Genomic DNA, 24,213 nt, shown 5'->3' with positions numbered 1-24,213 from the left:
GGGGTGGCGCTCTCCCGGGGGCCGGGTGCTGCGATGGCGGATCGGCTCGTGGCCGACCTACCGGTCAGGTCAGCGCAGGAGCGACAGCACGCCCTGCGGGGCCTGGTTCGCCTGGGCCAGCATCGCGGTGCCGGCCTGGGACAGGATCTGCGAGCGGGTGAAGTTCACCATCTCGGCAGCCATGTCCGTGTCGCGGATCCGGCTCTCGGAGGCCGACAGGTTCTCGACGGCCACGTTGAGGTTGTTGATCTTGTGCTCGAGCCGGTTCTGCGTGGCACCGAGGGTCGCGCGGGAGGTCGAGACCGTCTTGATGGCGCCGTCGACGTTGGTCAGCGCGGTCTGGGCGGCGGTGACGCCGTCCGCGACGGTGGCACCGGTGAGGGTGTCGCCGTTGACGCCGAGGTCGGTCGAGTCGAAGCCCGCCAGCGCGGTGCCGTTGTTGATCACGACGGCCAGCTGGTCACCGGTGTTGGCGCCGATCTGGAAGTTGGCGTCGTAGGAGCCGTCAAGCAGCTTGGTGCCACCGAACTGGGTCTTGTTCGCGATGTCGTCGAGCTCCTTGGCGAGCTCCTTGAACTCCGTGTCGGCCGCGGCCTGGGAGTCGACGTCGTTCGCGCCACCGTTGGAGGCCTGGACGGCCAGGTCGCGCATGCGCTGCAGGATGGAGTGGGTCTCCGTCAGCGCACCTTCAGCGGTCTGCACGACCGAGATGCCGTCCTGGGCGTTGCGGACCGCGACCTTGAGGCCGCCGACCTGCGCACGCAGGCCCTCGGAGATCGCCAGACCGGCAGCGTCGTCGGCCGCACGGTTGATCCGGTAGCCGCTGGACAGCTTCTCCAGCGACTTGCTCATCTGGCCCTGGGTGACCGACAGGTTGCGGTAGGAGTTGAGGGCGTCGATGTTCTGGTTGATGCGGAGACTCATGATGATTTCCTTCCTGGAATGTGAGTCGGAGGGGAACCCTTCCGTGGGTTCCTTCACGACCACCTTCGGCAGATCCAGGAACGGCCTGAGGCGGTCGGCCCAGAAATCTTGAGGATTTTTCCGGACCGGCCGCCTCAGGGGGAGCTCGGATGCTGCTGGCGCTATGCGATGGCGCTCACCGGCGCGCCGACCGGCTCGTTCGCGGGCTCGGCCGCGGAGCGGCGCAGGCCGGCGCTGTGCCGGCTCGCGACGGCGGCGAAGTAGGCCTCGCGCCGCTTGGCTGCGCAGCCGTCGGGACGGGTGTGCGGCGCGAGCAGATCGGGGTCCAGCTCGTGGTTGAGCGCGTCGCGCAGCAGCACCAGCGCCTCGGCCCGCAGCTGGGAGATCCGAGACTCGGTGACGCCGAGGGTCTGCGCGATCTCGGCCATCGGCCGCTCGTTGAGGAAGTACTGCTCCACGACCAGCCGCAGCCGCTCGGGCAGCTCCGCGACGGCCTCGGTGAGATAGGTGAGCTGCTCCCGGTGCTCCAGTGCCCGCTGCGGGTCGGGGGCGTCGCCGACCAGCGTCTCGCCGATGCCGTCGTCCTCCGAGGCGTGCAGTGAGAGCACCTGGGCCCGGGCGATGTCGTCGTCGTTGCCGACGACCTCCCCGACGCTGAGGCCGGCCGCGTCGGCGACCTCGGTCTGGGTCGCCGGCCGGCCGAGCATCGTCGCCAGCCGGGACCGGGTGGCGTCGAGCTCACGGGAGCGGCGTCGTACCGAGCGGGAGGCCCAGTCGACGCGGCGCAGCTCGTCGACGATCGCGCCCCGGATCCGGGTGGCGGCGTAGCGGTTGAAGGGCACCCCGCGGCCGGCGTCGAAGGCCTGGGCGGCCTGGACGAGCGCCAGCAGCCCGGCCGACGTCAGGTCGTCGCGATCGACGTGCGAGGGGACCCGCGACATCGTCTCGCGGACGATGTGTCCGACCAGTGCGGTGTGGGAGAGGATCAGCGCCTCGACCTCAGGCGTCTCGTTGTGCGCGTTCACACGACCGAGTGTGGACGCAGCGACAGGTAGTTGACCGGTGACCTAAGTCCCGGCGTTACACGGCATAGGTCCACGAGCGTTACACCGACACCCGAGACGTGGGTCACATCTCGTCCCGCGGTTTCTGCTCCCGTCGAGCTCGCCCACGTCGTGCGCGAGCTCGGGCAGAACTCCTCAGCAACGACCCCGCGCACCCGATGGGTTCTTTTGCACGGACAACCGATCGGTAAGGGAGCGGCATCGTGGAGAAGCTGACGTGGGTCCTCTGGCGGGAGCGCGAGCTCCTGGAGGGTCTGCTGTACCGGCTCGAGACGGAGGCGCTGGTGATGTCCAGCGGGCGGACCCGGTGGCTACCGGCCGCGGCTCGCGACGTCGAGGACGCGGCACGGCAGGTACGCGAGATCGAGCTGCTGCGTGCGGTCGCTGCCGACGAGGCCGCCGCCGGGGTGGGGCTGGGCCCCAACCCGAGCCTGCGCGCGCTGGTCGCGGTCGCGGACGAGCCCTGGGCCTCGATCCTGGCCGAGCACCGCGAGGCGTTCGCCACCCTGAGCGACGACATCGTCCGTGCGGCCGACGTCAGCCGGAGCCTGATCTCGGCCGGCCTGCGGGCAGCTCACGAGTCCCTGCTCGGCCTCGGCAACGACGCTCCGACCTACACCGCGGCCGGTGCCGTGGCCGCGGGGGTCGGCGCGCCGGCGTACGTGGATCGGAGCCTCTGACATGGCAGGGTCCTTCGCCTCGATCAACACCGCGCTGACCGCGATGCGCTACCAGCAGGTGGCGCTGGACATCGCGAGCACCAACGTCGCGAACGTAGGCACCGACGGCTACGTCCGCCGTCGCGTCGTCGGTGAGACCCTCGGTGCCGCGAGTGCGCCCGCCCGGTGGTCTCGCTCCACCGAGACCGGCAGCGGGGTGCAGGCGTCCCGGGTCGACCGGATGACCGACACGCTGCTCGACAGCCGCATGCGTCGCGAGCACGGCCGGCAGACCTACCTCGACAGCATCGCCGACGCATTCAGCCGGATCGAGACCGGCCTCGCCGAGCCGGGACCGTCCGGGGTCTCGGCCGCCCTCGCCGACTTCCGGGCCACGCTCGCCGACCTCGGCAACTCTCCGGGCAGCGATGCGGCCCGCAGCCAGGCACTCGGCGCCGCCGCGACGGTGGTGGACGCGATCAAGCTCCAGGCCGCCCACCTCAGCGACGAGGGAGCCGATCAGCGCTCCCACCTGCTGGCCTCGGTGAAGGAGGTGAACTCGGTCGCGAGCGAGCTCGCGGCGACCAACCGCACCATCGCGGCCGCCCTCGGCGGTGGGTCGGACACCACGACGCTGATGGACGAGCGCGACGCCCTCGCCCTCCGGCTCTCCGAGCTGACCGGCGCGAAGGCGACCGTGCAGGACGACGGCACCATGCTGGTCGAGCTCAACGGGGAGCCCCTGGTCAAGGGCATCACGGCGGCCCAGCTGGTCGTCACCGGCGGGGTCGCTCCCGACGGCACCGCCTCCGGCGGGCCCGTGACGTTCGCGCTCAGTCCGGACACCTCTGGCGGCACGACCGCCGTCGTCGGAAGCCTCGGCGGCGACGTCGGGGCCACCGTCCAGGTGCTCGACGATGCGCTGCCGTCCTACGTGGCCGGCCTCGCGGCCGTGGCGAAGGGTCTGGCGGACGACGTCAACGCCGCGCACATGGCGGGCTACGACTCGAGCGGGGTCGCGGGCGGGAAGCTCTTCGACTACAACGCCGCCGACATCCTCGGCACGATCGACGTCGTCATCACCGACGTGAGCAAGCTGGCCGTCTCGAAGGTGGCGGGGCCCAGCAACGACGGCAACAACGCCGCCGCGCTCGCCCAGGCGGTCAAGGTCGACGACCAGTACCAGCGACTGGTGAACGGCTTCGGCAGCAAGGTCGCCTCCGCACAGCAGCTGGCCAAGAACCAGCAGGCGCTGACCGACCAGGTCGACTCGACCCGGGAGCAGATGGCCGGTGTCAGCCTCGACGAGGAGACGGTGAACATGATCTCGGCCCAACGCGCCTATGAGGCAGCCGCCCGGGTGATGACCACGATGGACTCGGTGCTCGACACACTGATCAACCGGACCGGGCTGGTGCGCTGATGAGCACCGTGCGGATGACCCAGGGCATGATGAACCGGCAGGCCCAGACCGGTCTGCAGGCGGGCCTGAACCGGCTCGCGAAGGTGCAGGAGCAGCTCGCGACCGGGCGAGTGCTCAACCGCCCGTCCGACGACCCGACCGCCGCGACGTCCGCAATGCGGATCCGCGCCTCGGTCGCCGACCAGCGGCAGTTCGTCCGCAACGCCAACGACGGTCTCGGCTGGCTCAACCAGGCCGACTCGACGCTCTCCAGCGTGACCGACCAGGTGCGCCGTGCCTACGAGATCGCGCTCCAGGGTGCGAACACCGGCAGCATGGGCGCCGAGGCGCGCGAGGCGCTCGCCACTGAGGTCGACCAGATCCGCCAGGGCCTGGTGTCCACGTCGAACGCGGCGTACCTCAACCGCCCGGTCTTCGGTGGCGTCACCGCGGGCACCGTGGCGTACGCCGCTGACCCGATCACCGGTGTCGTGACGTACCAGCCGACCGCGGTCACCACCGACGGCGTCGTGCGGGCCGTCTCCGACGGCGCCACCGTGCGAGTCGACGTCGAGGGTCCCGACGTCTTCGGCGCCGACGGCAACTCGATCTTCGACCATCTCGCGGACCTCTCGTCCGCCCTGCGGTCCGGGAGCAGCGCCGGCATCAGCGGCTCCGTCGGTGTCCTCGGAGCCGACCGCGAGCGCGTCACCAACGTCCAGGCCGACATCGGCGCCCGCACCAAACGGGTCGAGCAGGCGCGCGACGCCGCGAGCGACGCCGAGCTCCGGCTCACCTCCTCGCTCTCCGAGGTCGAGAACACCGACCTGGTCAAGGCGAGCGTCGACCTGAAGCTGCAGGAGGTCGCCTACCAGGCCGCCCTGTCCGCCACCGCGCGGGTGATGCAGCCCAGCCTGTTGGACTTCCTGCGATGACCGCCGGTGCCATGATGGCCACGATGCCTCCCCACGAGACCGACCTGCCTGTCATCGAGCTGGAACGACCGATGCTCGGGTTCGACGGCCTGCGCCGCTTCGCTCTCGTGCGTCTCGACGAGGCCGGCGACCTGTGCCGCCTCACCTCGGTCGACCGGCCCGACCTCAGCTTCCTGGTGGTGCCGCCGGGGCGGTTCTTCCCCGACTATGCCCCGGCCGTCGGCGACGACGTGCTGACGGACCTCGAGATCCGCTCCGCGGACGACGTGCTGCTCCTGGTCGTGCTGAACGCCGGCGAGTCGCTCGCCTCGACCACGGCGAACCTGGCCGCGCCGGTGCTGGTGAACACCACCAGCCTCCGCGGCGGGCAGATCGTGCTGGACGACGCGGACCTGCCGCTCGCGGCGCCGCTGGTCTCGTGACCTGCGAGCCGGGCCCCACCGCCCGGCTCCGCCAGGTAGCGTGACCATATGCTGGTTCTCAGTCGTCGCGCCGGAGAGAGCGTCGTGCTCGGCGACGACATCGTGGTGACGATCCTCGAGGTGCGAGGAGACGTCGTACGCGTCGGCATCGAGGCTCCGCGCTCGGTCAAGGTCCACCGCGCCGAGCTCCTCGCCCAGCTCGAGGAGACCAACCGCCAGGCCGCGTCCCCCAGCGAGGACGTCGTCGCCAACCTCGCGCGGGCGCTCGACCACCCCGCCCAGGACGACTGACCCCGGTACTCCCTGACGAACGGGCCCCATTCCGGCCGGATCCGGTGCCCGTTCGTCAGGGAGTACCGGTCCCGGGAATATAGTTGCCCACGACAACCTTCTACTCGTCGTGAAGCGAGCTCCCGTGTCCCAGGTCCCCCCCGCACCCGTGTCCGTGTCCGCCGGCGCAGCCGGCTCGACCGGTCCCACCGGGGAGCCCGCGCAGATGACGCACCGCGAGATCCTCGAGGCCCTCAGCGGCCTGCTGCTCGCGATGTTCGTCGCGATGCTGTCGAGCACCGTCGTCACCAACGCGCTGCCCCGCATCGTCAGCGACCTGCACGGCACCCAGACCGGCTACACCTGGGTCGTGGTCTCGACGATGCTCGCGATGACCGTGACCACCCCGATCTGGGGCAAGCTCTCCGACCTGTTCAGCAAGAAGCTCCTCGTGCAGCTCGCGCTGGTCATCTACATCGTCGGGTCGCTGATCGCCGCCTTCGCGCCCAGCATGGAGGTGCTCATCGGCGCCCGGGTGGTGCAGGGCCTCGGGGTCGGCGGCCTGACCGCGCTGGTGCAGGTTGTGATCGCGACGATGATCTCCCCGCGCGAGCGCGGCCGCTACTCCGGATACCTCGGCGCGGTGTTCGCGCTCGCGACCGTGAGCGGGCCGCTGATCGGCGGCGTGATCGTGGACTCCGCGCTCGGGTGGCGCGGCTGCTTCTTCGTCGGCCTGCCGTTCGCGGTCGCTGCGTTCTTCCTGCTCCAGAAGACCCTGCACCTGCCGGTCGTGAAGCGCCCGGTGCACATCGACTACCTCGGCGCCACGCTGATCGTCGCGGGCGTCTCGATCCTCCTGGTCTGGGTGAGCCTCGCCGGCAACCAGTTCGCGTGGGCGTCCACCACGACGGCGGTCCTCGTGGCCGTCGGAGTCGTCGTGCTCGTGCTGGCGGTGTACGTCGAGGCGCGGGTCGCGGTCGAGCCGGTGATCCCGCTGCGCCTGTTCCGGGATCGGACCATCGCGCTGGCGACGGTCGCCTCGGTGATGATCGGCGTGGCGATGTTCGGCTCCACCGTCTACCTCAGCCAGTACTTCCAGACCGCCCGGGGGATGACGCCCACCGAGGCCGGCCTCATGTCGATCGCGATGGTCGGCGGGCTGTTCGTCTCCAGCATCGTCAGCGGCCGGATCATCAGCGACACGGGCCGGTGGAAGCACTGGCTGGTCGGTGGCATGGTGCTGGTCGTGATCGGACTCGGCCTGCTCGGCACCATCGACGAGACCACGAGCCTGGTCGTGATCGGCGCCTTCATGGCGATCCTCGGCGTCGGCCTGGGCGCCACGATGCAGAACCTGGTGCTCTCGGTGCAGAACAACGTCAGCCTCGCCGACATGGGCTCGGCCAGCTCGGTCGTGGCGTTCTTCCGCTCGATGGGCGGCTCGATCGGCGTCTCGGTCCTCGGCGCCCTGCTCAGCACGCAGGTCGCCAACCGCATCTCCGACGCCACCGGCACGCCGGTGGATCACGAGAGCCACGACGTGCCCGACATGAGCACGCTCTCCGGCCCGGCGCGCCTGGTCGTCGAGCACGCGTTCGGCGCGTCGTTCGGCGAGATCTTCCTGGTGGCCACGCCGTTCGCCCTCGTCGCGCTGGTCTGCGTCCTGTTCATCCGCGAGGTGCCGCTGCGCACCTCCAACCTCGACGCGGAGGCGCAGGCCTCGCCCGAGGTCGCCGCCGAGCTGCACACCGCGATCGCGATCAAGCCGTGAGCGACCCGAGCGCCGGGACCGGCTCCCGCACTGACCTGCCCCGGACCGACCTGCCCCGGACCGACCTGCTCCGGGGGCTCGAGCAGCAGGTGGGCGTGATGATCCGCCGGATCCGGCGGGTGCTCCGCGAGCGGGCGCACGCGGTGCACCCCGAGCTGCCGACGTCGTCGTACCTGATGCTGTCCTGGCTGCTCCAGCACGGCCCGCAGCGCGCCTCGGCGATGGCCGACGCGTTCGGCATCGACAAGGGAGCGATCAGCCGGCAGGTCCAGCACCTGGTCGACCTCGGCCTGGTCGACCGCACACCCGACCCCGACGACGGCCGGGCGACCCTGGTCTCCGCCGGCGCGACCGCGGTGGGCCGGATGACCGCGGTCACCGCGGAGCGCCGCCGGTGGCTCGACGAGCGGCTCGGCGACTGGTCCGAGGAGGACCTCACCACGCTCGTCGAGCTGCTGCGCCGCTACAACCTGGCGCTGGAGGAGCACCCGCCCGAGCGGGAGACCTCCTGATCCGGGCCGGTGTGCTCAGCCGATCCACACAGCGGTGTCCGGGGGCAGCGCGCCCTCGACCGGGCCGCTCGCCATTAGGACGTCGCCGTCGGGCAGCGGCACGGGCTCGGTGCCGCAGTTGACCAGCACGGTGACCGGACCGCGCCGGAAGGACAGCACCTGCTCGCCGGCGTCGACCAGCTCGATCTCCTCCCCGGCCGTCTCGGAGAACTCCCGGCGGGCGGCGAGCGCCGCGCGGTAGAACGCGAGGGTCGACCCCGGGTCGGCCGCCTGGGCCTCGACGGTGAGCTCCGCCCACTCCGCGGGCTGGGGGATCCAGGGCTGGCCCTGGCCGGGACCGAAGCCGAACGGCGGCGTGGCGCCGCTCCACGGGAGCGGCACGCGGCAGCCGTCCCGGCCGGGCTTGCCGGTGCGGAACCACGACGGGTCCTGCCGGAACTCCGGCTCGACCTCGACCTGCTCCAGGCCCAGCTCCTCGCCCTGGTAGACGTACGCCGAGCCCGGCAGCGCGAGCATCGTCAGCGTGGCGGCCTTCGCACGAGCCAGGCCGACCGCGCCCCCGCCGTAGCGGCTCGGGTGCCGGTCGACGTCGTGGTTGGACAGCACCCACGTCGGCGATCCACCAACGTGGCCGACGGCCTCGAAGGTGCCGGTGATGACCTTCGCGAACGCCTCGGCCGACCACGGGGCCAGCAGCCACGCGAAGTTGAACGCCTGGCTGAACTCGTCGGGCCGGATGTAGCGCGCCATCGACTCCGCGCTCTGGGTCCAGGCCTCGGCGACCATCATCCGGTCGCCGTCGTACTTGGCCAGCACCTCGTGCCAGCGGCGGTAGACGTCGTGGACCTCGGGCTGGTCCCACATCGGCTCGTCGACCGCGGTCCGCTCGACCATGGACTCGCCCGCCGAGGCGCCGCTGACCGGCTCCTCGCTCGTCGCGAAGACCTGGTCGCGCAGGCTCTCCTCCTTGAACAGACCGTGCGCGACGTCGACGCGGAACCCGTCGACGCCGCGGTCCAGCCAGAAGCGCAGCACGTCCACGAACATCTCGCCGACCTCGGGGTTGCGCCAGTTGAGGTCGGGCTGGGTGGAGTCGAAGAGGTGGAGGTACCACTGACCGTCGGACACCTGGGTCCACGCGGGGCCGCCGAAGACGGACTTCCAGTTGTTGGGCGGTCCGTCGGTGCTGTCGCGGAAGACGTAGCGGTCGCGCTCCGGGCTGCCGGGGCCGGCGGCGAGCGCGGCCCGGAACCACTCGTGCTCGTTCGAGGTGTGGTTGGGCACCAGGTCGACGATCACCTTGAGGCCGAGGTCGTGCGCGCGCTCGACCATCGCGTCGGCGTCGGCGAGCGTGCCGAAGAGCGGGTCGATGTCGCAGTAGTCGGCGACGTCGTAGCCGTGGTCGTGCTGCGGGGAGGTGTAGAAGGGGTTGAGCCAGATCGCGTCCACCCCGAGGTCGCGCACGTGCTCGAGGCGCGAGGTGATCCCACGCAGGTCGCCGATGCCGTCGCCGTCCGCGTCGGCGAAGCTGCGGACGTAGATCTGGTAGGTGACCGCGTGTCGCCACCATTCGCTGCCCGAGCCCTGCATTTGATCGTTCAAATTCATGCCGACCATCGTAGAGGACAGCTCACCGGAAGTCCGCCGGGTCGACCGCGACCCACACGTGCTCGGCGCGGGCGACGACCCGGCCGTCGGCGTCGTAGAGCGTCGCCGAGGTGTGCGTACGCCGGCCCTCGCTGCGGCCGGCGAGCCCGACGACGACGTGCTCCTCGCCCATGCGCGGGAGCGCGTCGAGGCGGGCGGTGATCCGGGCGAGGACCATCAGCCGCTCCTCGAGGTCGCCGGCCCAGCCGCCCGCGCAGTCGAGTGCCGCCCAGGTCGTCGGCACGGTCGCGACCCCGTCCTCGCAGACGCTGGGGTGGGGGGTCCAGGTGGCCGCGACCCGGGCGGCGCCCTCCTGGTCGGCGACCCGCCCCGGGAAGATCCGCAGCCCGTCGCCCTCCGCGCGGTCGACCCCGCAGGAGAAGCACGTCGGGAACGGGTGGAAGGTGAGCCCGGCGTACGACGCCTCCGCGGCGCGGGCCTCCTCGGGCGACACCGGGTCGGCCAGCGGTGGCTCGGCCTCGGTCGGCTCGGCCCGGGCGACCACGTCGTCCTCGGGTGCGCCACCCAGCGAGGCGATCGTCACCCCGCCCGCGGCCGTCACCGGCATCGGGGTGTCGAGCGGGGGCGGCCGCCGGAGCGAGACCGTGATCCCGGCGCCCGGGCCGGCGTCGACGAGGGCGGCCAGCGCGCCGGCCGACCAGCCGCCGTTGCCCGATGACGGTGGGCCGCAGAAGCGGCGGGGGACGAGCAGCTCAGCCATCGAGGACCTTCCACGCGGGGTCGTGAGATGCGGGGAGCCTCACGCTGGCACGACGGCGCGCCCAGGTCCAGCCCGGCCGGCCCGCCGAGAGGCGGCCGCGCACAGCAGGACCACCAGCGTCAGCAGCGCGACGTTGTGGCCGTACTTCTCCGCGTCGCTGACGTCACCGATCGGCGTGGTGAGGAAAGCGAAGGCGCCGGCGGCCACGAGTGCACCCGACGCGAGGGCGAGCTCGTGGCGTCGGCCCCAGTCGCCTCGGCGCGAGAGCGCCTGCACGGTCCCGATCGCGCCGAGGGCGAGCAGCACCACGGCCGCGGTCCCCAGCCGGGTGGGAGGGATCGCCACCCAGCCGAGCATCGCGAGGCCGGCCGCGCCCGCCACGAGCGCGGGACGCGGCACGGGCCCCGGCACGATCAAGCCCGGTCGGCGGCCGAGCGTCACCGCTGCCACGACCAGCCCGGCGGCGACCGCACTCGAGCCCGCCAGCTGCCCCCAGGTGGCGGTCGCCTCCCCGGTGTCGTAGGCGTCCTTGGCCACCAGCCCGCACGCCGCGGCGTACAGGAGGGCGACCACGACCAGCGCCACCGGGCCCAGCCACGGGAGGTGCCGGCGCCGCCCGGTCAGCGTCTCCACGAGCACCACCGGGGAGCCGATGCTGAGGATCACGTGGCCACCCACGAACGAGACCGCCAGATAGACGCTGAGCCCGATCGGGGCCAGGTACGTCGGCGCCGCCATGTCGGTCCAGTACGGGATGTCGCGGTAGTCGGTGCTCCACATCGACTGGTCCACGACGCCCGCCTCGACCACTCCGAACGCGGCGGCCAGCAGCAGCAGGCCGGGCCAGCCGAGGCCGAGGCGACGGGCGGCCTCGCGGATCAGCAGCGCGGGCGCGCCGTACAGAGGCGAGAACACGATGAGGTTGCCGAGCAGCGTGGCCGGGTGGCCGGTGCTGTCGTCATAGCCCCAGAGGTACTCCGCGCACACCGGAGCCACGAGGAAGAGGCCCAGGGCGGGCAGCCGGGCGGTGCGCACGCTCCGACGCTAGGTCGGTACGGCGGGGAGCGGATCGGCCGCGGGTAGCCCACCGACCCCGACCTAAGTCAGCGGATCTCCTCCCACCGGTCGAGCGCCTCCCGGCGCTCCGCCGCGTGGTCGACGAGCGGCTCGGGGTAGCCCACGGTCGCCCGCTCCTCCGGGCCCGGGTCGTGCGGGTCGGGCACCGCCTCCGGGTCGGCCAGCTCGGGCACCCAGCGGCGCACGTAGTCGCCCCGGGGGTCGAACCTGCGGCCCTGCGCGGTCGGGTTGAAGACCCGGAAGTACGGCGCCGCGTCGGTGCCGCACCCCGCGGTCCACTGCCACCCGTGCTGGTTGGAGGCGAGGTCGCCGTCGACCAGCCAGCGCATGAAGTGCCGGGCGCCGTGATGCCACTCCAGGTGCAGGTCCTTGACCAGGAAGCTCGCCGCGATCATCCGCACCCGGTTGTGCATCCAGCCGGTCGCCCGCAGCTGGCGCAGCCCGGCGTCGACCACCGGGAACCCGGTGCGACCCTCGCGCCAGGCCTCGAGGCGGGCGCCCGGCTCGTCGTACCGCATCCGCGCGAACTCCGGCCGCAGGTAGTCGCGGGCGGTCTCCGGCCGGGCGTGCAGGACGTCGGCGTAGAACTCCCGCCAGGCCAGCTCCTTGCGGTACGTCGCCGCGCCGTCGCTGCGCAGCCGCGCCAGGTCGGCCAGCAGCGTGCGGGGGTGGATCTCGCCCCACTTCAGGTGCACCGACATCCGCGAGGTGCCGTCCACGCCGGGGCGGTCCCGGTCCTCGGCATAGGCGTCCACTCGGTCGAGGAAGTCCGCCCAGCGACGGAGTGCCGCGTCCTCGCCCGCCTCGGGGAGGGTGAGGCCGGCCGGCGGATCCGCGTCGGGGATCTCGCCGGACTCGTCGAGCGCCAGCCAGTCGCCCGGTCTCGGGGCGTCGACGGGCGCCCGCCAGCCGTGCTCGGCCCAGGCCCGGTGGAACGGCGTGAAGACCCTGTAGGGCTCGCCCGCACCGGTGGTCACCCGTCCCGGGGCCACGGCGTACGGCGAGCCCGTGCGGACCAGCTCGACCTCGGCGCCGGCGAGGGCGTGCTCGACCGCGCCGTCCCGCTGCCGCCCGTAGGGGCCGTAGTCGCCCGCGGCGTGGACCCGCCGCGCACCGACCGCGCCGGCGGCGAGCGGCACCTGGTGCGCCGGGTCGCCGTGCAGCACGGAGAGCCGGGTGCCGTGCTCGCGCAACGACGCGTCCAGGGCCCGCAGCGAGGCGGTCAGGTAAGCCCGGCGGCTCGGGCCGGCGGGTCCCCACAGCCGGGGGTCGAGGACGAACAGGGGGAGCACCGGACCGTCGGTCGCTGCCTCGAGGAGGGCGGGGTTGTCACGCAGCCGGAGGTCGCGTCGGAACCACATGATCGCGGGGGTCGGCCCGGGTGGGGGAGTCGGCATCGGGCTCCACGATGCCAGCGGGTTGGTGAATAGGAGAGGATGGGCTGGTGAGTGACCTGATCGACACCACCGAGATGTACCTCCGGACCATCTACGAGCTGGTCGAGGAGGGCATCGTCCCCCTGCGTGCCCGGATCGCCGAGCGGCTGCACCAGAGCGGCCCGACGGTCTCGCAGACCGTGGCCCGCATGGAGCGCGACGGCCTGCTGACGGTCGAGGGCGACCGCCACCTCCAGCTGACCGAGGAGGGCATGCGGCTCGCGACCCGGGTGATGCGCAAGCACCGGCTCGCCGAGCGGCTGCTCACCGACGTCATCGGTCTCGACTGGGAGCTCGTCCACGAGGAGGCGTGCCGCTGGGAGCACGTGATGTCCGAGACCGTGGAGCGCCGGCTGATCGAGCTGCTCGACCACCCCACGGAGTCGCCGTACGGCAACCCGATCCCGGGCCTGGACGAGCTCGGCGACCACGGCGCCGGCGAGCACTTCATGGAGGGCGTCGAGCCGCTCTCGCAGGCAGCCGGACCGGCCGAGGGCCGGGTGCTGGTGCGCCGCATCTCCGAGGAGATGCAGAAGGACGAGGTGCTGATGAGCGCGATGCGACGGGTCGGTGCGTTGCCCGACAAGACCGTCACCGTGGTCGCCACCGAGGAGGGCGTGCTGGTCGGGTCCGGCGGCGAGACCGCCGAGATCGTGCCCGAGGCCGCCGACCACATCTTCGTTCGCAAGTTGTGAACGGGCCCGAAAGTTTTACCGAGGCGCGGGTGCGTGTCATGGGATCGTGTTGACAAGTATTTGACACTCTGTTCACCGCACGTGGAAATCCTCGGGATAGATTTCCGACAGCGTTGGTCCGTCTTGGGTCAGCGATGTCGTCGGTCGGGGGTGGGCGACGTGGGGGAAGTCAATGGAGTTCATCGAGCTGAACAGCCCTGCCCGCGTGTCGGGCGAGCACGTGCTCGTCATTTCCCATTCCTCGACCGCGCTCACCCGCGGTCTGGACCACGGTGAGGCTGTCGTCCTCCGCACCGACAAGGGCGAGCTCTACGCCGCCGAGGTGATCGACATCGGGTTCTGGCCCGAGGACACCGTCTACACGCTCGCGCTCGGCGCCCGGCTGCCCGAGAACCTGGCCCGGGAGCGGATCGAGGGCCTCGACCCCACGAAGCACGACCTCGCGCTGCACGAGATCGTCGACCTGCTCGGCGAGCTGGCCCGCCCGCGCGGCGACGACCGGCGCGAGTCGACCTAGCCGTCAGCGCTGCCGTCGTGCGGCCAGCTCGGTGAGGAACTCGCTGCAGCCGGCGTCGACCGTGCACGCCGCGTGCTGGTCGCCGCGGGTCGCGCCCCGGTTGACGATCACCACGGGGGTGCCGGTCGCCGCGGCCCGGCGGACGAAGCGGAACCCCGACATCACCGCGAGGCTCGACCCCGCGACCAGCAGCGCCCCGCCGGCGTCCGCGAGCGCGTCGACCGCGGCGTAGCAGCGCTCCACCCGCGGGGCGGGGACGTTCTCGCCGAAGAACACGACGTCGGGCTTGAGGATCCCGCCGCAGTGCTCGCAGGCGGGCACCACGAAGTCCTCGATGTCCTCCAGCTCTGCCTCGACCTCCGCGTCTCCGTCGGGGCGTACGGCGGCCGTCGCATGCCGCTCCGCGAAGTCGGGGTTGAGCCGGGTCAGCCGCCCGTGGAGCGTCGACCGGGTCGAGGTGGTGCGGCAGCCGAGGCACACGACGTCCGCGATCCGGCCGTGGAGGGCGACCAGCCGCGGGGTGCCGGCCCGCTCGTGCAGGCCGTCGACGTTCTGGGTGATGAGCAGGTCGGGGGCGATCCGGGCCAGCGCGTGGTGGCCGGCGTTGGGCTCGGCGTGCCGCATCCGCCCCCAGCCGAGGTGGCTGCGCGCCCAGTACCGCCGGCGCGCGGCGGGCCCGGACACGAACTCCTGGTAGGTCATCGGGGTGCGGTCGGGTGCACCGGGACCGCGGTAGTCGGGGATGCCGGAGTCGGTCGAGAGACCGGCACCGGTGAGGACCACGAGCGGCCGGTCGGCGAGCAGGTCCAGGGCCGTGACCGGCCCGGCGGCCAGGGTCAACGCGCGTACCTCATCTGGGCCCGCGCGCGGGCCTTCGCTGCCTCGACCTCCCGGTCCTTCGGGGGCGCGGTGGTGACCAGCGAGTCGAGCAGGTGCTCGGTGATGTGGGCGATCTCGTGGACCGCGCGGTCGAACGCGGCCTGGTTGGCCTGGGACGGCTTCGTCGTACCGCTGACCTTGCGCACGTACTGCAGCGCGGCGGCGGTGACCTCGTCGCGGGTGGCCGGCGGCTCGAAGTTGTTGAGCGGACGGATGTTGCGGCACATGCCACCGAGGGTACGACGGCGGACGGCCGCGACCGAGCCGGCCGAGACCTGGCAGGGTGGGCCCATGGCTGACGCACGCGAGCTCGACCCGGACTACGACATCGTCCTGTTCGGCGCCACCGGCTTCACCGGCCGGCTCACCGCCGAGTACCTCGTCCGCCACGCTCCCGCCGGGCTGCGGTGGGCGCTGGCCGGGCGCAACCCGGAGAAGCTGGAGGCCGTACGCCGGCACCTGGCGACGATCGATCCCGCGGCGGGCGACCTGCCCCTGCTCCACGCCGACGTCACCGACCCCGCCTCGCTCGCGGACGTGGCCGCCCGCACCCGCGTCGTGATCACGACCGTCGGGCCCTACCTCGCGCACGGCGAGCCGCTGGTCGCCGCGTGCGCCGAGGCGGGCACCGACTACGTCGATCTCACCGGCGAGCCGGAGTTCGTCGACCGGATGTACCTCGCCCATCACGCCACGGCCGAGCGGACCGGGGCCCGCATCGTGCACGCCTGCGGCTTCGACTCGGTCCCGCACGACCTCGGGGTGCTCTACACCGTGCAGCAGCTCGCCGCCACCGGACCGGTGCGCGTGCGCGGCGTCGTCCGGTCGAGCGGCACGTTCTCCGGCGGCACCTTCCACTCGGCCCTCGGCCAGTTCTCGCGCGCCCGGCAGATGCGGGCGACCATGCAGGAGCGCCGCCGCGTCGAGCCCCGGCCCGAAGGCCGCCGATCGCGCACGTCCGGCGGCAAGCCGCACCGCGACCCGGTCCTGGGCTACTGGCTGCTCCCGCTCCCGACGATCGACCCGATCATCGTGGCCCGCAGCGGCGCCGCGCTGCCGTCGTACGGCCCGGACTTCACCTACTCCCACTACGCCGGCACCAAGACGCTGCGCTACGCCGCCGGCGGCGCCGCGGCGGTCACCGCGATGTTCACGAGCGCGCAGGTGCCGCCGCTGCGCAGGCTGCTGCTCGGCCGGATCAAGCAGGGCGACGGTCCTGACGAGCGGCGCCGGTCGAAGTCGTGGTTCACCGTCGACTTCGTCGGCGAGGGCGACGGGCGGACGATCCACACCCGGGTGTCCGGAGGTGACCCCGGCTACGACGAGACCGCGAAGATGCTCGCCGAGTCGGCCCTCTGTCTGGCGCTCGACGACAACCCGCCGACCGCCGGGCAGGTCACCACCGCCCAGGCGATGGGCGACAACCTGCTCGCGCGCCTCCAGGCCGCGGGCATGCGCTTCGAGACGCTGGACTGATCCGGCGCGACCGTCAGCGTCTGGGGGTACGGCGCGGAGCCGGGCGACGCGGCAGGGACATCGTGGCCCGGAGCCCGCGGGGCTGGTGGTCGCCGAGCTCGATGCGGCCGCCGTGCGCGGAGGCGACGGTCGCGGCGAGCGCCAGGCCGAGGCCTCGGCCGTAGACGCCGCCGCCGACACCGGACCCGACCTCGAACGGCGCGAGCAGCCGCTCCCGGTCGGTCACGGGGATGCCCGGGCCGTGGTCCTCGACGATGATCTGCAGCGTGTCCTCGTCGCGCGCGTGCCGGACCGTGACGCTCGAGCCGGCCGGGGCGTGGGTGATGGCGTTCTCGACCAGCGCGCCGACCGCGCGGGCGACCAGGCTGCGGTCGACCAGCGCGGTGAGGCGCGGCGGCAGGTCGACGGTCACGTCGACGTCCCGGTCGCGCGCCCCCCGCTGCTGCGCCTCGAGCACGGGCCGCAGCACGTGCATCAGGTCGGCGTCGGTGTAGGTGGCGTGCGTGGCCGCCTCGAGGTCGACGAGCTCGGACACCTCCCGGGTCAGCTCGGCCAGCCTGCGGCTGGCCGCGAGCACCCGGGCCAGGCTCGTGGTGGCGGCAGGCGGCAGGTCGACCTCCATGTCCTCGAGCAGCTCGATGTTGCCGAGGATCGACGACAACGGGGTGCGGAACTGATGGTTGATCACGTCGATCAGGCGGTGGCGGAGGTCCGCCTCACGCAGGGCGAGCACGTGCTCATCGGTGACGTCGCGCACCAGGATGACCGCGCCCCGGATCCGGCCACTCCCGTCGTCCTCGACGTCGGGCGCTGCACTCACCCGTTGGTAGCGCACCGAGCCGTCCGGCGCCCGGACGCACACCAGCATGTCCTCGACGACCTCGCCGGCGAGTGCTCGGCTGCCGGCCAGCTCGTCGAGGGTCAGGGGCGTGACGCCGTCCTCGGCGTAGAGCGTGCGCTGCCGTAGCAGGTCGGCCTGGTCGACCGGCTCGTCCTCGAGGGCGAGCTGGTCCAGCGAGGCGCGGGTGAAGACCTCGAAGCGGCCGTGGTCGTCGATGACGGTGACCGTGGTGCCCTTCAACGACCGGAGCAGGGCGAACGCCGTTCTCTCCACGCCGCTCACCTCGATCGATCGGCCGGCGCCTGGTCGCACGACTCGGACCCCAAGATCGCACGAACGGCGCGCCGGCGCAGGTCCACGCGGTGAATCGGGGCCGAGTGGTGCGGGTCAGCCGTGGGAGACGCGGTCCCGGCCGTCACCGGGGAAGATGCGGTCGTGGCCGGGCCCCCCGCGCAGCCAGTCGCGGCCCTTGCCGCCCCAGATCCGGTCGTCGCCCTTGGCGCCGTTGACGAAGTCGGCACCGTCGCCGCCGTAGACCACGTCGCGACCGGCGTCCGCGAGCACCCACAGACGGAAGCGGCTCGGCAGGGTGCGGCCGTCGACGTAGTCGTTGCCGAGCCGCGGCCAGACCTGCACGAACACCTTCTTGCCGTCGAGGCGCTTGGGGGTCTTGCAGACCGCGGAGATCCCGGTCTTCACCTGCTCGCGCACGCACCCGTGCTCGGGCAGGCGGAGTCGTGCGGTGCGGGTGTCGCGGTAGCGCAGCGCGTCGCGGTCCTCGAGGTAGGTGACCCGCAGGTGGCTGTCGTGCTTGCCCGAGATGTAGACGTAGCCGAACTTCGACTTCCGGATGATCGCCTCGTGCCCGATGCCGGAGACGTGGGCGTCCCCGGGGCCGAGCATCAGCGGCGGGCGGTCGGCCGCGGCCGGGCCGCCGATGGCCGTGAGGCCGGCGAGTGCGATGAGCAGGGTGCTGGCGATGCCGAAGAGGCGCATCAGGGTCGATCCCTCCAGGTGACGATGATCGGCTGTCGACACTAGGTGGAGGCGCCGGGATACGCCAATCCTGGGCGGGCCTACGGTCGGTCACCCGGCACAGCGTCGAGGCTCGGGTGCCCCAGGCCAGAGTCGAACTGGCGACCTTTCGCTTAGGAGGCGGCTGCTCTATCCACTGAGCTACTGGGGCCGCGCCCGACCGAGGTCGGGCGTCGGCGGACAGTGTTCCACGAGCCGCCCGCGCGGCGCCCGTCGACCGGCTGGCGGGGCTGCCGGAGCGGCCTCATTTTGTCCGAACCCGCTGCTCACAGGGACACTTAAGGTTCGCGACCTACCCTCGCCGTGCCCCCGAACCCCGATCCCAGAGGTTGTCGATGTCCGACGCTGTGCCCGAGAGCGCCCAGCCGGACTCCAGCGTCCCCAAGCGCCGGGGCAAGGCTCGTAAGCGGCACACCGTCGGCAAGATCCTGCTCGCGACCGCGCTGACGCTGGCGATGGCGACCGGTCTCGGCACGGTGTGGCTCTACCGCCACCTCAACGGCAACCTCAACGTGCTCGACCCGACCGCCCAGCTGTCCAATCGGCCGGACAAGGTCGTGGTCGAGGGCCCGAAGGAGCCGCTCAACGTCCTGGTGATGGGCTCGGACAGCCGGGACTGCGAGGGCTGCAACATCGACAACCTCACCGGCGGCGGGCAGCGTTCCGACACCACGATCCTCTTCCACCTCTCGGCGGACCGGGAGCGGGCGTACGGCATCAGCATCCCGCGCGACTCGATGGTCGACCGGCCCGACTGCGAGACCGAGGACGGCGACACCATCCCAGGCGCCGACAACGTGATGTGGAACGAGGCGTTCGCGCTCGGCGGGCCCGCCTGCACGATCCAGCAGTTCGAGCAGCTCACGGGGGTGCGCCTCGACCACTTCGTGGTCGTCGACTTCGAGGGCTTCCAGGGCATGGTCGACGCGATCGGCGGGGTCGAGGTCTGCATCCCCGAGCCGATCGTCGACCCGGCGCACGGCATCAACATCGAGGCCGGCACCCGCAAGATCAAGGGCAAGGAAGCGCTCAACTACGTCCGTGAGCGGTACGTCGTCGGCAACGGCTCCGACATCGGCCGGATGAAGCGGCAGCAGGCGTTCATCGGGTCGATGGCCCACCAGGTCGTCACCGCCGGCACGCTCGCCCGCCCCGACCATCTGGTCGGCTTCCTGAACTCGGCGACCAAGTCGCTGACCGTCGACCCCGGCCTGAAGAACGTGTGGAAGATCGCCAAGCTCGGCGTGGAGTTCAAGGGCATCGGCCTGGACAACGTCCAGTTCCTCACGATTCCGAACATCCCCGACCCCGCCGACCCCAACCGGCTGGTCTGGCAGGAGCCCGAGGCCAAGCAGGTCTGGCGGAAGGTCGCCACCGACGAGCCGCTGACCAAGAAGCTGAGCAGCGACGTCATCTCTGCCGGCAACCTGCCGGGCTCGGGATCCAGCTCCGGGTCGGGCTCGGGCTCGGGCTCGGCGGGTGCCAGGAGCGAGGCCGACAAGCAGGCGCTCGAGGACGCGGGTCTGTGCACGTGACCGGCCCGGACGGCGCTCCGAGCTCGGGGGCGGAGTCGGACTGGGAGCGGCGCAAGCGGCTCGCCGAGGTCTTCGGCGACACGCTGCCCGAGACCACCAGCGACGAGCGCGACGACGCCTCGCCCGAGAGGCAGACCGGTGCCCAGCCGGGGGCCGAGTCGTCGACCGACCGGTGGTTGCGGGAGCAGGTGCCCCCCCACCACGGGTCGTGAGCCGGCGGTCTGCCGTCGAGGCACCCGAAATGGCTGTCGGCGGGGCTCCGGGGCAGCCAGTTCAGGTGTCTCGACGGCGAAACGGTCGCCGCGGACGGGGTCGTGGTCAGGCTGTCGGCGGCCGGCCCTGCTGGGCGGCGAGCAGGTCGCGGATCTCCTGGAGCAGCGCAACGTCGGCCGGGGTGCCGGTCGCCTCGGCCGGGAAGAACTTCTCCTTGGCCTGCGTGTACGGCAGCACGATCAGGTAGTAGACGACGGCCGCCATGATCACGAACGAGATCACCGCGGTCAGCCAGAGGCCGATCGAGATGCCGTGCCACACGTAGCTGGAGAAGTTGGGTGTGCCGCCGACCTTGCCGATCAGGTCCATGATGACGTCGACGGTGGCGGTCACGACGGCTGCGAACGCGCCGGCCATGATGAAGGCGACGGCGAGCTCGACGAGGTTGCCGCGGAGGATGAAGTTCCTGAATCCGGTCATCCCGGCACGCTAGTCGGGAAAGGCCACCGTCAGGAAGGTCCGCGCCGAGGCGTCTGCGATGCGGGGCACGTCGGCGGGGTGCGCACCCACCACCACGAGCCGGCCCGGCAGGCCCGAGGCGCCCACCTCGGGGGCGTCGGCGGGCACCGCGAGCACCGGTACGCCGGAGGCGACCACGCTCGCGCCGCCGCCCTGCGGGTCGGCCGAGACGAGGTCGACCACGTCGCCGACCCGCAGCAGGTCGGCCATGCCGGCGTCGGGGAGCCGGACCGGCACGCCGGTGAGCCCGGGGTAGCCGTCGGTCAGCGCGGGCCCGACGACCCGCACGTCGGTCACCGGCTCCCCGGCCCGCACCGGCGCGGCGAGGGTGCGGCCGGTGGCGTCGTCGGCCGCACCCACGGGCACCGAACCCGGGGCGAACCCGACGACGCGCAGGTCGTCGGGCCCGAGCACCGTGCCGGACGGGAGATCACGGGCGGCCACGACGACGTCGACGGTGGCGGGCGGCGGGGCCGCGGCGGCATGGATGCCGGTCGCGACCGCCACCGCGGTCAGCAGCGCGGCGAGCAGTCGGCGCCGGGCGAGCACGGCACGGCGTACCGCGCGGACGGAGGCGATCAGACGGTCACGGCGCATGCCGCGACGCTAGGCGGATCCCGGCGCCGGTGTGCCGGCTCTCCACAGGGGTCGGATCGGGTCAGTCGGAGGAGGACGTGGAGCTTGCCGCCACGGCCGGCTTCGAGTCGCTCTTGGACTCGCTCTTGGTCTCGGCCTTCGGCGCCGCGGTGTCGCTGGCCGAGCTGCTCGGCCGGCTGTCGGTGCGGTAGAAGCCGGAGCCCTTGAAGACCACTCCGACGGCGTTGAAGAGCTTGCGCAGACGGCCCTCGCACGAGGGGCACTCGGTGAGCGCGTCGTCGTGGAAGCTCTGGAACTCCTCGAAGGCGTGGCCGCACTCGGTGCAGGCGTACTGGTAGGTCGGCACGGTTCTCCTCCGGACGATGATCGTTGCTGGGGCCGCTGTCCTCGTCGACTTGGCACTCGACCCTGGCGAGTGCCAATGATACGACACGGCACAATGTCCGGACCATGCCTGCGACGACCACGGACGACGCGCCCGGCGGGTGGTGGCGCCGCTTCCGGGCCTGGCCGCGCCTCGCCCGGGTCGCGACGTACGTCGTCCTCGCGCTCGTGCTGGTGCTGCTCGCCGGCCTGGTGACCGTCGTCCAGCTGGTGCGCACGCCGTTCCCGCAGACCACGGGCGCGGCCGACCTGCCAGGGCTCGAGGGCCCGGTCGAGGTGATCCGTGACGACCACGGCATCCCCCAGCTCTACGGCGACTCCGTCGAGGACCTGATGCGCGCCCAGGGCTACGTGCAGGCCCAGGAGCGCTTCTTCGAGATGGACGTGCGTCGGCACCAGACAGCCGGCCGGCTCGCGGAGCTGTTCGGGGCCTCGGCGGTCGACAGCGACGCGTACGCCCGGACGCTCGGCTGGCGCCGGGTCGCCGAGCAGGAGCTCGCGCTCGTGCGGCCCGAGACCCGCGCCGCCCTCGAGGCGTACGCCGACGGCGTCAACGCCTACCTCGACACCCACGCGCCGCGCCAGGTCGCGGTCGAGTACACCGTGCTCAACGCGCACGGCCTCCACTACCGGCCGGAGGAGTGGACCCCGGCCGACTCGCTGGCCTGGCTCAAGGCGATGGCCTGGGACCTGCGCGGCAACATGACCGACGAGATCGACCGGGCCCTCGCACTGGCCGGGCACACCCGGGCCGAGGTGGCCGACCTCTACCCGGCGTACCCCACCGGCCAGCACCCGCCGATCGTCGACCAGGGCGCGGTCGTCGACGGCGTGTTCGAGCAGGACGCCACGATGCCCGCGACCCGCAACCCGCGCCGCCCGGCGTACCTCCAGCGCGCGGGCGGCGGCGCCCCGGCGACGCTGACCCGGCTGCGCGCCGCGCTCGACCGGATGCCGGTGCTCCTCGGTCGTGGCGACGGTCTCGGCAGCAACGGCTGGGTGGTCTCGGGCGACCACACCACGACCGGCGGCCCGGTGCTGGCCGACGATCCGCACCTCGGCACGTCCCTGCCCGGCGTCTGGATGCAGATGGGCCTGCACTGCCGCACGGTGACCCCGGACTGCCCCCTCGACGTGGCCGGCTTCACCCTCCCCGGAGTCCCCGGCGTCGTCATCGGGCACAACGCCGACATCGCGTGGGGCTTCGCCAACCTCGGCGCGGACACCAGCGACCTCTACCTCGAGCGCGTCGAGGGCGACCAGTGGCGCTATGACCGGCGCTGGCGGCCGCTGGGCACCCGCACCGAGACCATCCGCGTGCACGGCGGAGACGACGTCACGATCACCGTGCGCGCCACCGCGCACGGGCCGCTGCTCTCCGACGTCGACGAGGAGCTCGCCGGCCTCGGCCACGACCCGCACGGCGTGCGCGACGGCGACTACGCGGTCGCGGTCGAGTCGACCGCGCTGCACCCCACGACGACCGCGGACGCGATCCTCGCGCTCGACACCGCGACCGACTGGACGTCGGTGCGGTCGGCGGCGGCGTCCCTCGAGGCGCCCGCGCAGAGCCTCCTGTACGCCGACCGCGCCGGCCACATCGGCTACCAGGCGACCGGCCGGATCCCGATCCGGCGGTCCGGCAACGACGGCCTCGTGCCCGCCGCCGGCTGGCGGCCCGAGAACGACTGGACCGGGCAGGACGTGCCCTTCGACGGGCTGCCCCGGCTGCTCGACCCCGACAGCGGGGTCATCGTCGCGGCCAACCAGCAGGTGGTCGGCGAGGATTACACCTACCCCCTCGGCGTGGACTGGGACCTCGGCTACCGCGCGCAGCGGATCCGAGACCTGCTGCAGCCGCAGGTCGACGCCGGCTCGGTGTCGGTGGACACGACCACGCAGCTGCAGCTCGACGACCTCAACCCGCTCGGGCCGGTCCTGACGCCGTACCTCCTCGACGTCGACCTGCCGCGCGGCTACTACTCGGCCGGGCAGCGGCTGCTGCGGAGCTGGGACTTCCGCCAGCAGGCCGACAGCGGCGCGGCGGCGTACTTCGACGTGGTGTGGCGCGAGCTCCTCGCCGACCTGTTCCACGACGACCTGCCCGAGGCGGCCTGGCCCGACGGCGGCGACCGGTGGGTCGCGGTCGTCACCGACCTGCTCGACCGGCCGAGCGACCCGTGGTGGGACGACAAGCGCACCGAGGGCGTCGAGGAGACCCGCGACGACATCCTGGCGCGTGCGCTGCGGGATGCCCGGGCCGAGTTGACCCGCCGGCAGGCCCTCGACCCCGCGGACTGGACGTGGGGCCACCTTCACCGGCTCGCGCTGCACGGCCCGGCCCGGACCGGCCCCTGGCCGCTGCGGTCCCTGGCCGACCGCGGCGGGTGGGACGTCGGCGGCGGGTCGGCGGCCGTCGACGCGACCGCCTGGGACGCGGCGAAGGGGTACGCCGTGACCAGCGCCCCGTCGATGCGGATGGTGGTGTCGTTGGCCGACCTCGACGAGTCGCGCTGGATCAGCCTCACCGGCGTCTCCGGCCACCCGTTCAACGCGCACTACACCGACCAGACCGACCTCTGGGCGGACGGCAAGACGCTGCCGTGGGTGTTCAGCCGCGCCGCCGTCGACGACGCCGGCGAGGACGTGCTCACGCTGCAGCCGCCCCAGGCCGACTGATCA

26 protein-coding genes and 1 tRNA gene are annotated in these 24,213 nt (G+C 72.5%); 13 read left to right on the top strand and 14 right to left on the bottom strand.

The window, feature by feature from the left end:
- Positions 1–69: 69 nt before the first annotated feature.
- Positions 70–924, bottom strand: coding sequence for a flagellin N-terminal helical domain-containing protein (locus QQZ14_RS00780; protein ID WP_284532246.1), 855 nt, complete (start codon positions 922–924; stop codon positions 70–72).
- Between the two features lie 161 nt (positions 925–1,085).
- Positions 1,086–1,949, bottom strand: coding sequence for a sigma-70 family RNA polymerase sigma factor (locus tag QQZ14_RS00775; RefSeq protein ID WP_284532245.1), 864 nt, complete (start codon positions 1,947–1,949; stop codon positions 1,086–1,088).
- A gap of 242 nt (positions 1,950–2,191) precedes the next feature.
- Between QQZ14_RS00775 and flgN the strand changes: the two genes are divergently transcribed.
- The 7 genes from flgN (at position 2,192) to QQZ14_RS00740 (ending at position 7,959) form a co-directional block, all read left to right on the top strand.
- Entirely contained in the window at positions 2,192–2,668 is a 477-nt protein-coding gene (gene flgN / locus QQZ14_RS00770; protein ID WP_284532244.1) for a flagellar export chaperone FlgN, read from the top strand.
- 1 nt (position 2,669) lies between these two features.
- A complete protein-coding gene (flgK, locus tag QQZ14_RS00765; RefSeq protein ID WP_284532243.1) occupies positions 2,670–4,070 on the top strand; it encodes a flagellar hook-associated protein FlgK in 1,401 nt (466 codons plus the stop codon).
- Positions 4,070–4,984: a flagellin N-terminal helical domain-containing protein gene (locus QQZ14_RS00760; RefSeq protein WP_284532242.1), complete on the top strand. Its 915-nt coding sequence runs from the start codon at positions 4,070–4,072 to the stop codon at positions 4,982–4,984. Before flgK ends, QQZ14_RS00760 begins: the two co-directional genes overlap by 1 nt.
- A complete protein-coding gene (gene fliW / locus QQZ14_RS00755) occupies positions 4,981–5,406 on the top strand; it encodes a flagellar assembly protein FliW (protein WP_284532241.1) in 426 nt (141 codons plus the stop codon). Before QQZ14_RS00760 ends, fliW begins: the two co-directional genes overlap by 4 nt.
- A 48-nt stretch (positions 5,407–5,454) precedes the next feature.
- Complete coding sequence (gene csrA / locus QQZ14_RS00750) at positions 5,455–5,697, top strand: carbon storage regulator CsrA (RefSeq protein ID WP_284532240.1); 243 nt, start codon at positions 5,455–5,457, stop codon at positions 5,695–5,697.
- 205 nt (positions 5,698–5,902) lie between these two features.
- Complete coding sequence (locus QQZ14_RS00745; RefSeq protein WP_284532239.1) at positions 5,903–7,447, top strand: MDR family MFS transporter; 1,545 nt, start codon at positions 5,903–5,905, stop codon at positions 7,445–7,447.
- Complete coding sequence (locus QQZ14_RS00740) at positions 7,444–7,959, top strand: MarR family winged helix-turn-helix transcriptional regulator (protein WP_284532238.1); 516 nt, start codon at positions 7,444–7,446, stop codon at positions 7,957–7,959. Before QQZ14_RS00745 ends, QQZ14_RS00740 begins: the two co-directional genes overlap by 4 nt.
- A gap of 15 nt (positions 7,960–7,974) precedes the next feature.
- Here the strand turns inward: QQZ14_RS00740 and QQZ14_RS00735 are convergent, their stop codons facing one another.
- The 4 genes from QQZ14_RS00735 to QQZ14_RS00720 form a co-directional block, all read right to left on the bottom strand.
- Positions 7,975–9,567 carry a glycoside hydrolase family 13 protein gene (locus QQZ14_RS00735; protein ID WP_284532237.1) on the bottom strand — a complete coding sequence of 531 codons (1,593 nt, stop codon included), beginning with the start codon at positions 9,565–9,567 and terminating at the stop codon, positions 7,975–7,977.
- A gap of 22 nt (positions 9,568–9,589) precedes the next feature.
- Positions 9,590–10,327, bottom strand: coding sequence for a hypothetical protein (locus tag QQZ14_RS00730; protein WP_284532236.1), 738 nt, complete (start codon positions 10,325–10,327; stop codon positions 9,590–9,592).
- A gap of 39 nt (positions 10,328–10,366) precedes the next feature.
- On the bottom strand, positions 10,367–11,362 hold the full coding sequence (locus QQZ14_RS00725) for a hypothetical protein (RefSeq protein ID WP_284532235.1): 996 nt from the start codon (positions 11,360–11,362) through the stop codon (positions 10,367–10,369).
- 68 nt (positions 11,363–11,430) lie between these two features.
- Positions 11,431–12,801: a cryptochrome/photolyase family protein gene (locus tag QQZ14_RS00720; protein ID WP_284532234.1), complete on the bottom strand. Its 1,371-nt coding sequence runs from the start codon at positions 12,799–12,801 to the stop codon at positions 11,431–11,433.
- A gap of 47 nt (positions 12,802–12,848) precedes the next feature.
- Between QQZ14_RS00720 and QQZ14_RS00715 the strand changes: the two genes are divergently transcribed.
- Together QQZ14_RS00715 and QQZ14_RS00710 are read left to right on the top strand one after the other, a co-directional pair.
- On the top strand, positions 12,849–13,535 hold the full coding sequence (locus tag QQZ14_RS00715; RefSeq protein ID WP_284532233.1) for a metal-dependent transcriptional regulator: 687 nt from the start codon (positions 12,849–12,851) through the stop codon (positions 13,533–13,535).
- Between the two features lie 172 nt (positions 13,536–13,707).
- Positions 13,708–14,052: a hypothetical protein gene (locus QQZ14_RS00710; protein ID WP_284532232.1), complete on the top strand. Its 345-nt coding sequence runs from the start codon at positions 13,708–13,710 to the stop codon at positions 14,050–14,052.
- Between the two features lie 3 nt (positions 14,053–14,055).
- On the opposite strand, the gene QQZ14_RS00705 is transcribed toward QQZ14_RS00710, so the two are convergent.
- Positions 14,056–14,892 (bottom strand): NAD-dependent protein deacetylase, encoded by an 837-nt coding sequence (locus tag QQZ14_RS00705; protein WP_284532231.1) that lies wholly within the window; start codon positions 14,890–14,892, stop codon positions 14,056–14,058.
- On the bottom strand, positions 14,889–15,158 hold the full coding sequence (locus QQZ14_RS00700) for a DUF2277 domain-containing protein (RefSeq protein ID WP_284532230.1): 270 nt from the start codon (positions 15,156–15,158) through the stop codon (positions 14,889–14,891). The genes QQZ14_RS00705 and QQZ14_RS00700 overlap by 4 nt, the downstream gene beginning before the upstream one ends.
- Before the next feature lie 64 nt (positions 15,159–15,222).
- Here QQZ14_RS00700 and QQZ14_RS00695 point away from each other — a divergent pair, with 64 nt between their 5' ends.
- Positions 15,223–16,407, top strand: a complete 1,185-nt coding sequence (locus QQZ14_RS00695; protein WP_284532229.1) for a saccharopine dehydrogenase family protein — start codon at positions 15,223–15,225, stop codon at positions 16,405–16,407.
- 13 nt (positions 16,408–16,420) lie between these two features.
- Here QQZ14_RS00695 and QQZ14_RS00690 read toward each other — a convergent pair whose 3' ends face one another.
- From QQZ14_RS00690 to QQZ14_RS00680, 3 genes are all read right to left on the bottom strand, one after another.
- Positions 16,421–17,521: a sensor histidine kinase gene (locus tag QQZ14_RS00690; protein WP_284532228.1), complete on the bottom strand. Its 1,101-nt coding sequence runs from the start codon at positions 17,519–17,521 to the stop codon at positions 16,421–16,423.
- 114 nt (positions 17,522–17,635) lie between these two features.
- Positions 17,636–18,244: a calcium-binding protein gene (locus tag QQZ14_RS00685; protein WP_284532227.1), complete on the bottom strand. Its 609-nt coding sequence runs from the start codon at positions 18,242–18,244 to the stop codon at positions 17,636–17,638.
- A 117-nt stretch (positions 18,245–18,361) separates the two neighbouring features.
- Positions 18,362–18,434 (bottom strand) — tRNA-Arg (locus QQZ14_RS00680).
- A gap of 184 nt (positions 18,435–18,618) precedes the next feature.
- On the opposite strand from QQZ14_RS00680, the gene QQZ14_RS00675 reads away from it, so the two are divergent.
- Both QQZ14_RS00675 and QQZ14_RS00670 read left to right on the top strand, forming a co-directional pair.
- The gene (locus QQZ14_RS00675) at positions 18,619–19,818 is read left to right on the top strand and encodes an LCP family protein (RefSeq protein ID WP_284532226.1); all 1,200 of its coding nucleotides are present in this window, start codon (positions 18,619–18,621) and stop codon (positions 19,816–19,818) included.
- Positions 19,815–20,030 carry a hypothetical protein gene (locus QQZ14_RS00670; RefSeq protein ID WP_284532225.1) on the top strand — a complete coding sequence of 72 codons (216 nt, stop codon included), beginning with the start codon at positions 19,815–19,817 and terminating at the stop codon, positions 20,028–20,030. Before QQZ14_RS00675 ends, QQZ14_RS00670 begins: the two co-directional genes overlap by 4 nt.
- Positions 20,031–20,136: 106 nt before the next feature.
- Here QQZ14_RS00670 and QQZ14_RS00665 read toward each other — a convergent pair whose 3' ends face one another.
- From QQZ14_RS00665 to QQZ14_RS00655, 3 genes are all read right to left on the bottom strand, one after another.
- Positions 20,137–20,511 (bottom strand): MscL family protein, encoded by a 375-nt coding sequence (locus QQZ14_RS00665; protein ID WP_284532224.1) that lies wholly within the window; start codon positions 20,509–20,511, stop codon positions 20,137–20,139.
- Positions 20,512–20,520: 9 nt separating this feature from the next.
- Entirely contained in the window at positions 20,521–21,147 is a 627-nt protein-coding gene (locus tag QQZ14_RS00660) for an SAF domain-containing protein (RefSeq protein ID WP_284532223.1), read from the bottom strand.
- Positions 21,148–21,208: 61 nt separating this feature from the next.
- A complete protein-coding gene (locus QQZ14_RS00655) occupies positions 21,209–21,493 on the bottom strand; it encodes an FmdB family zinc ribbon protein (protein ID WP_284532222.1) in 285 nt (94 codons plus the stop codon).
- Positions 21,494–21,597: 104 nt separating this feature from the next.
- Here QQZ14_RS00655 and QQZ14_RS00650 point away from each other — a divergent pair, with 104 nt between their 5' ends.
- Positions 21,598–24,210, top strand: coding sequence for a penicillin acylase family protein (locus QQZ14_RS00650; RefSeq protein ID WP_284532221.1), 2,613 nt, complete (start codon positions 21,598–21,600; stop codon positions 24,208–24,210).
- Positions 24,211–24,213 lie beyond the last annotated feature (3 nt).

It is taken from the genome of Nocardioides sp. T2.26MG-1 (assembly GCF_950101795.1).
Taxonomy (GTDB): Bacteria; Actinomycetota; Actinomycetes; order Propionibacteriales; family Nocardioidaceae; genus Nocardioides.
This window is presented reverse-complemented; position numbering and strand designations above follow the sequence as displayed.

Coding starts and splice junctions, on each gene's coding strand:
- QQZ14_RS00650 (WP_284532221.1), top strand. CDS start 21,598: ATGCCTGCGACGACCACGGACGACGCGCCCGGCGGGTGGTGGCGCCGC.
- QQZ14_RS00710 (WP_284532232.1), top strand. CDS start 13,708: ATGGAGTTCATCGAGCTGAACAGCCCTGCCCGCGTGTCGGGCGAGCAC.
- QQZ14_RS00720 (WP_284532234.1), bottom strand. CDS start 12,801: ATGCCGACTCCCCCACCCGGGCCGACCCCCGCGATCATGTGGTTCCGA.
- QQZ14_RS00660 (WP_284532223.1), bottom strand. CDS start 21,147: ATGCGCCGTGACCGTCTGATCGCCTCCGTCCGCGCGGTACGCCGTGCC.
- fliW (WP_284532241.1), top strand. CDS start 4,981: ATGACCGCCGGTGCCATGATGGCCACGATGCCTCCCCACGAGACCGAC.
- QQZ14_RS00685 (WP_284532227.1), bottom strand. CDS start 18,244: ATGCGCCTCTTCGGCATCGCCAGCACCCTGCTCATCGCACTCGCCGGC.
- flgK (WP_284532243.1), top strand. CDS start 2,670: ATGGCAGGGTCCTTCGCCTCGATCAACACCGCGCTGACCGCGATGCGC.
- QQZ14_RS00695 (WP_284532229.1), top strand. CDS start 15,223: ATGGCTGACGCACGCGAGCTCGACCCGGACTACGACATCGTCCTGTTC.
- QQZ14_RS00675 (WP_284532226.1), top strand. CDS start 18,619: ATGTCCGACGCTGTGCCCGAGAGCGCCCAGCCGGACTCCAGCGTCCCC.
- QQZ14_RS00730 (WP_284532236.1), bottom strand. CDS start 10,327: ATGGCTGAGCTGCTCGTCCCCCGCCGCTTCTGCGGCCCACCGTCATCG.
- QQZ14_RS00700 (WP_284532230.1), bottom strand. CDS start 15,158: ATGTGCCGCAACATCCGTCCGCTCAACAACTTCGAGCCGCCGGCCACC.
- csrA (WP_284532240.1), top strand. CDS start 5,455: ATGCTGGTTCTCAGTCGTCGCGCCGGAGAGAGCGTCGTGCTCGGCGAC.
- QQZ14_RS00760 (WP_284532242.1), top strand. CDS start 4,070: ATGAGCACCGTGCGGATGACCCAGGGCATGATGAACCGGCAGGCCCAG.
- QQZ14_RS00665 (WP_284532224.1), bottom strand. CDS start 20,511: ATGACCGGATTCAGGAACTTCATCCTCCGCGGCAACCTCGTCGAGCTC.
- QQZ14_RS00735 (WP_284532237.1), bottom strand. CDS start 9,567: ATGAATTTGAACGATCAAATGCAGGGCTCGGGCAGCGAATGGTGGCGA.
- QQZ14_RS00780 (WP_284532246.1), bottom strand. CDS start 924: ATGAGTCTCCGCATCAACCAGAACATCGACGCCCTCAACTCCTACCGC.
- QQZ14_RS00745 (WP_284532239.1), top strand. CDS start 5,903: ATGACGCACCGCGAGATCCTCGAGGCCCTCAGCGGCCTGCTGCTCGCG.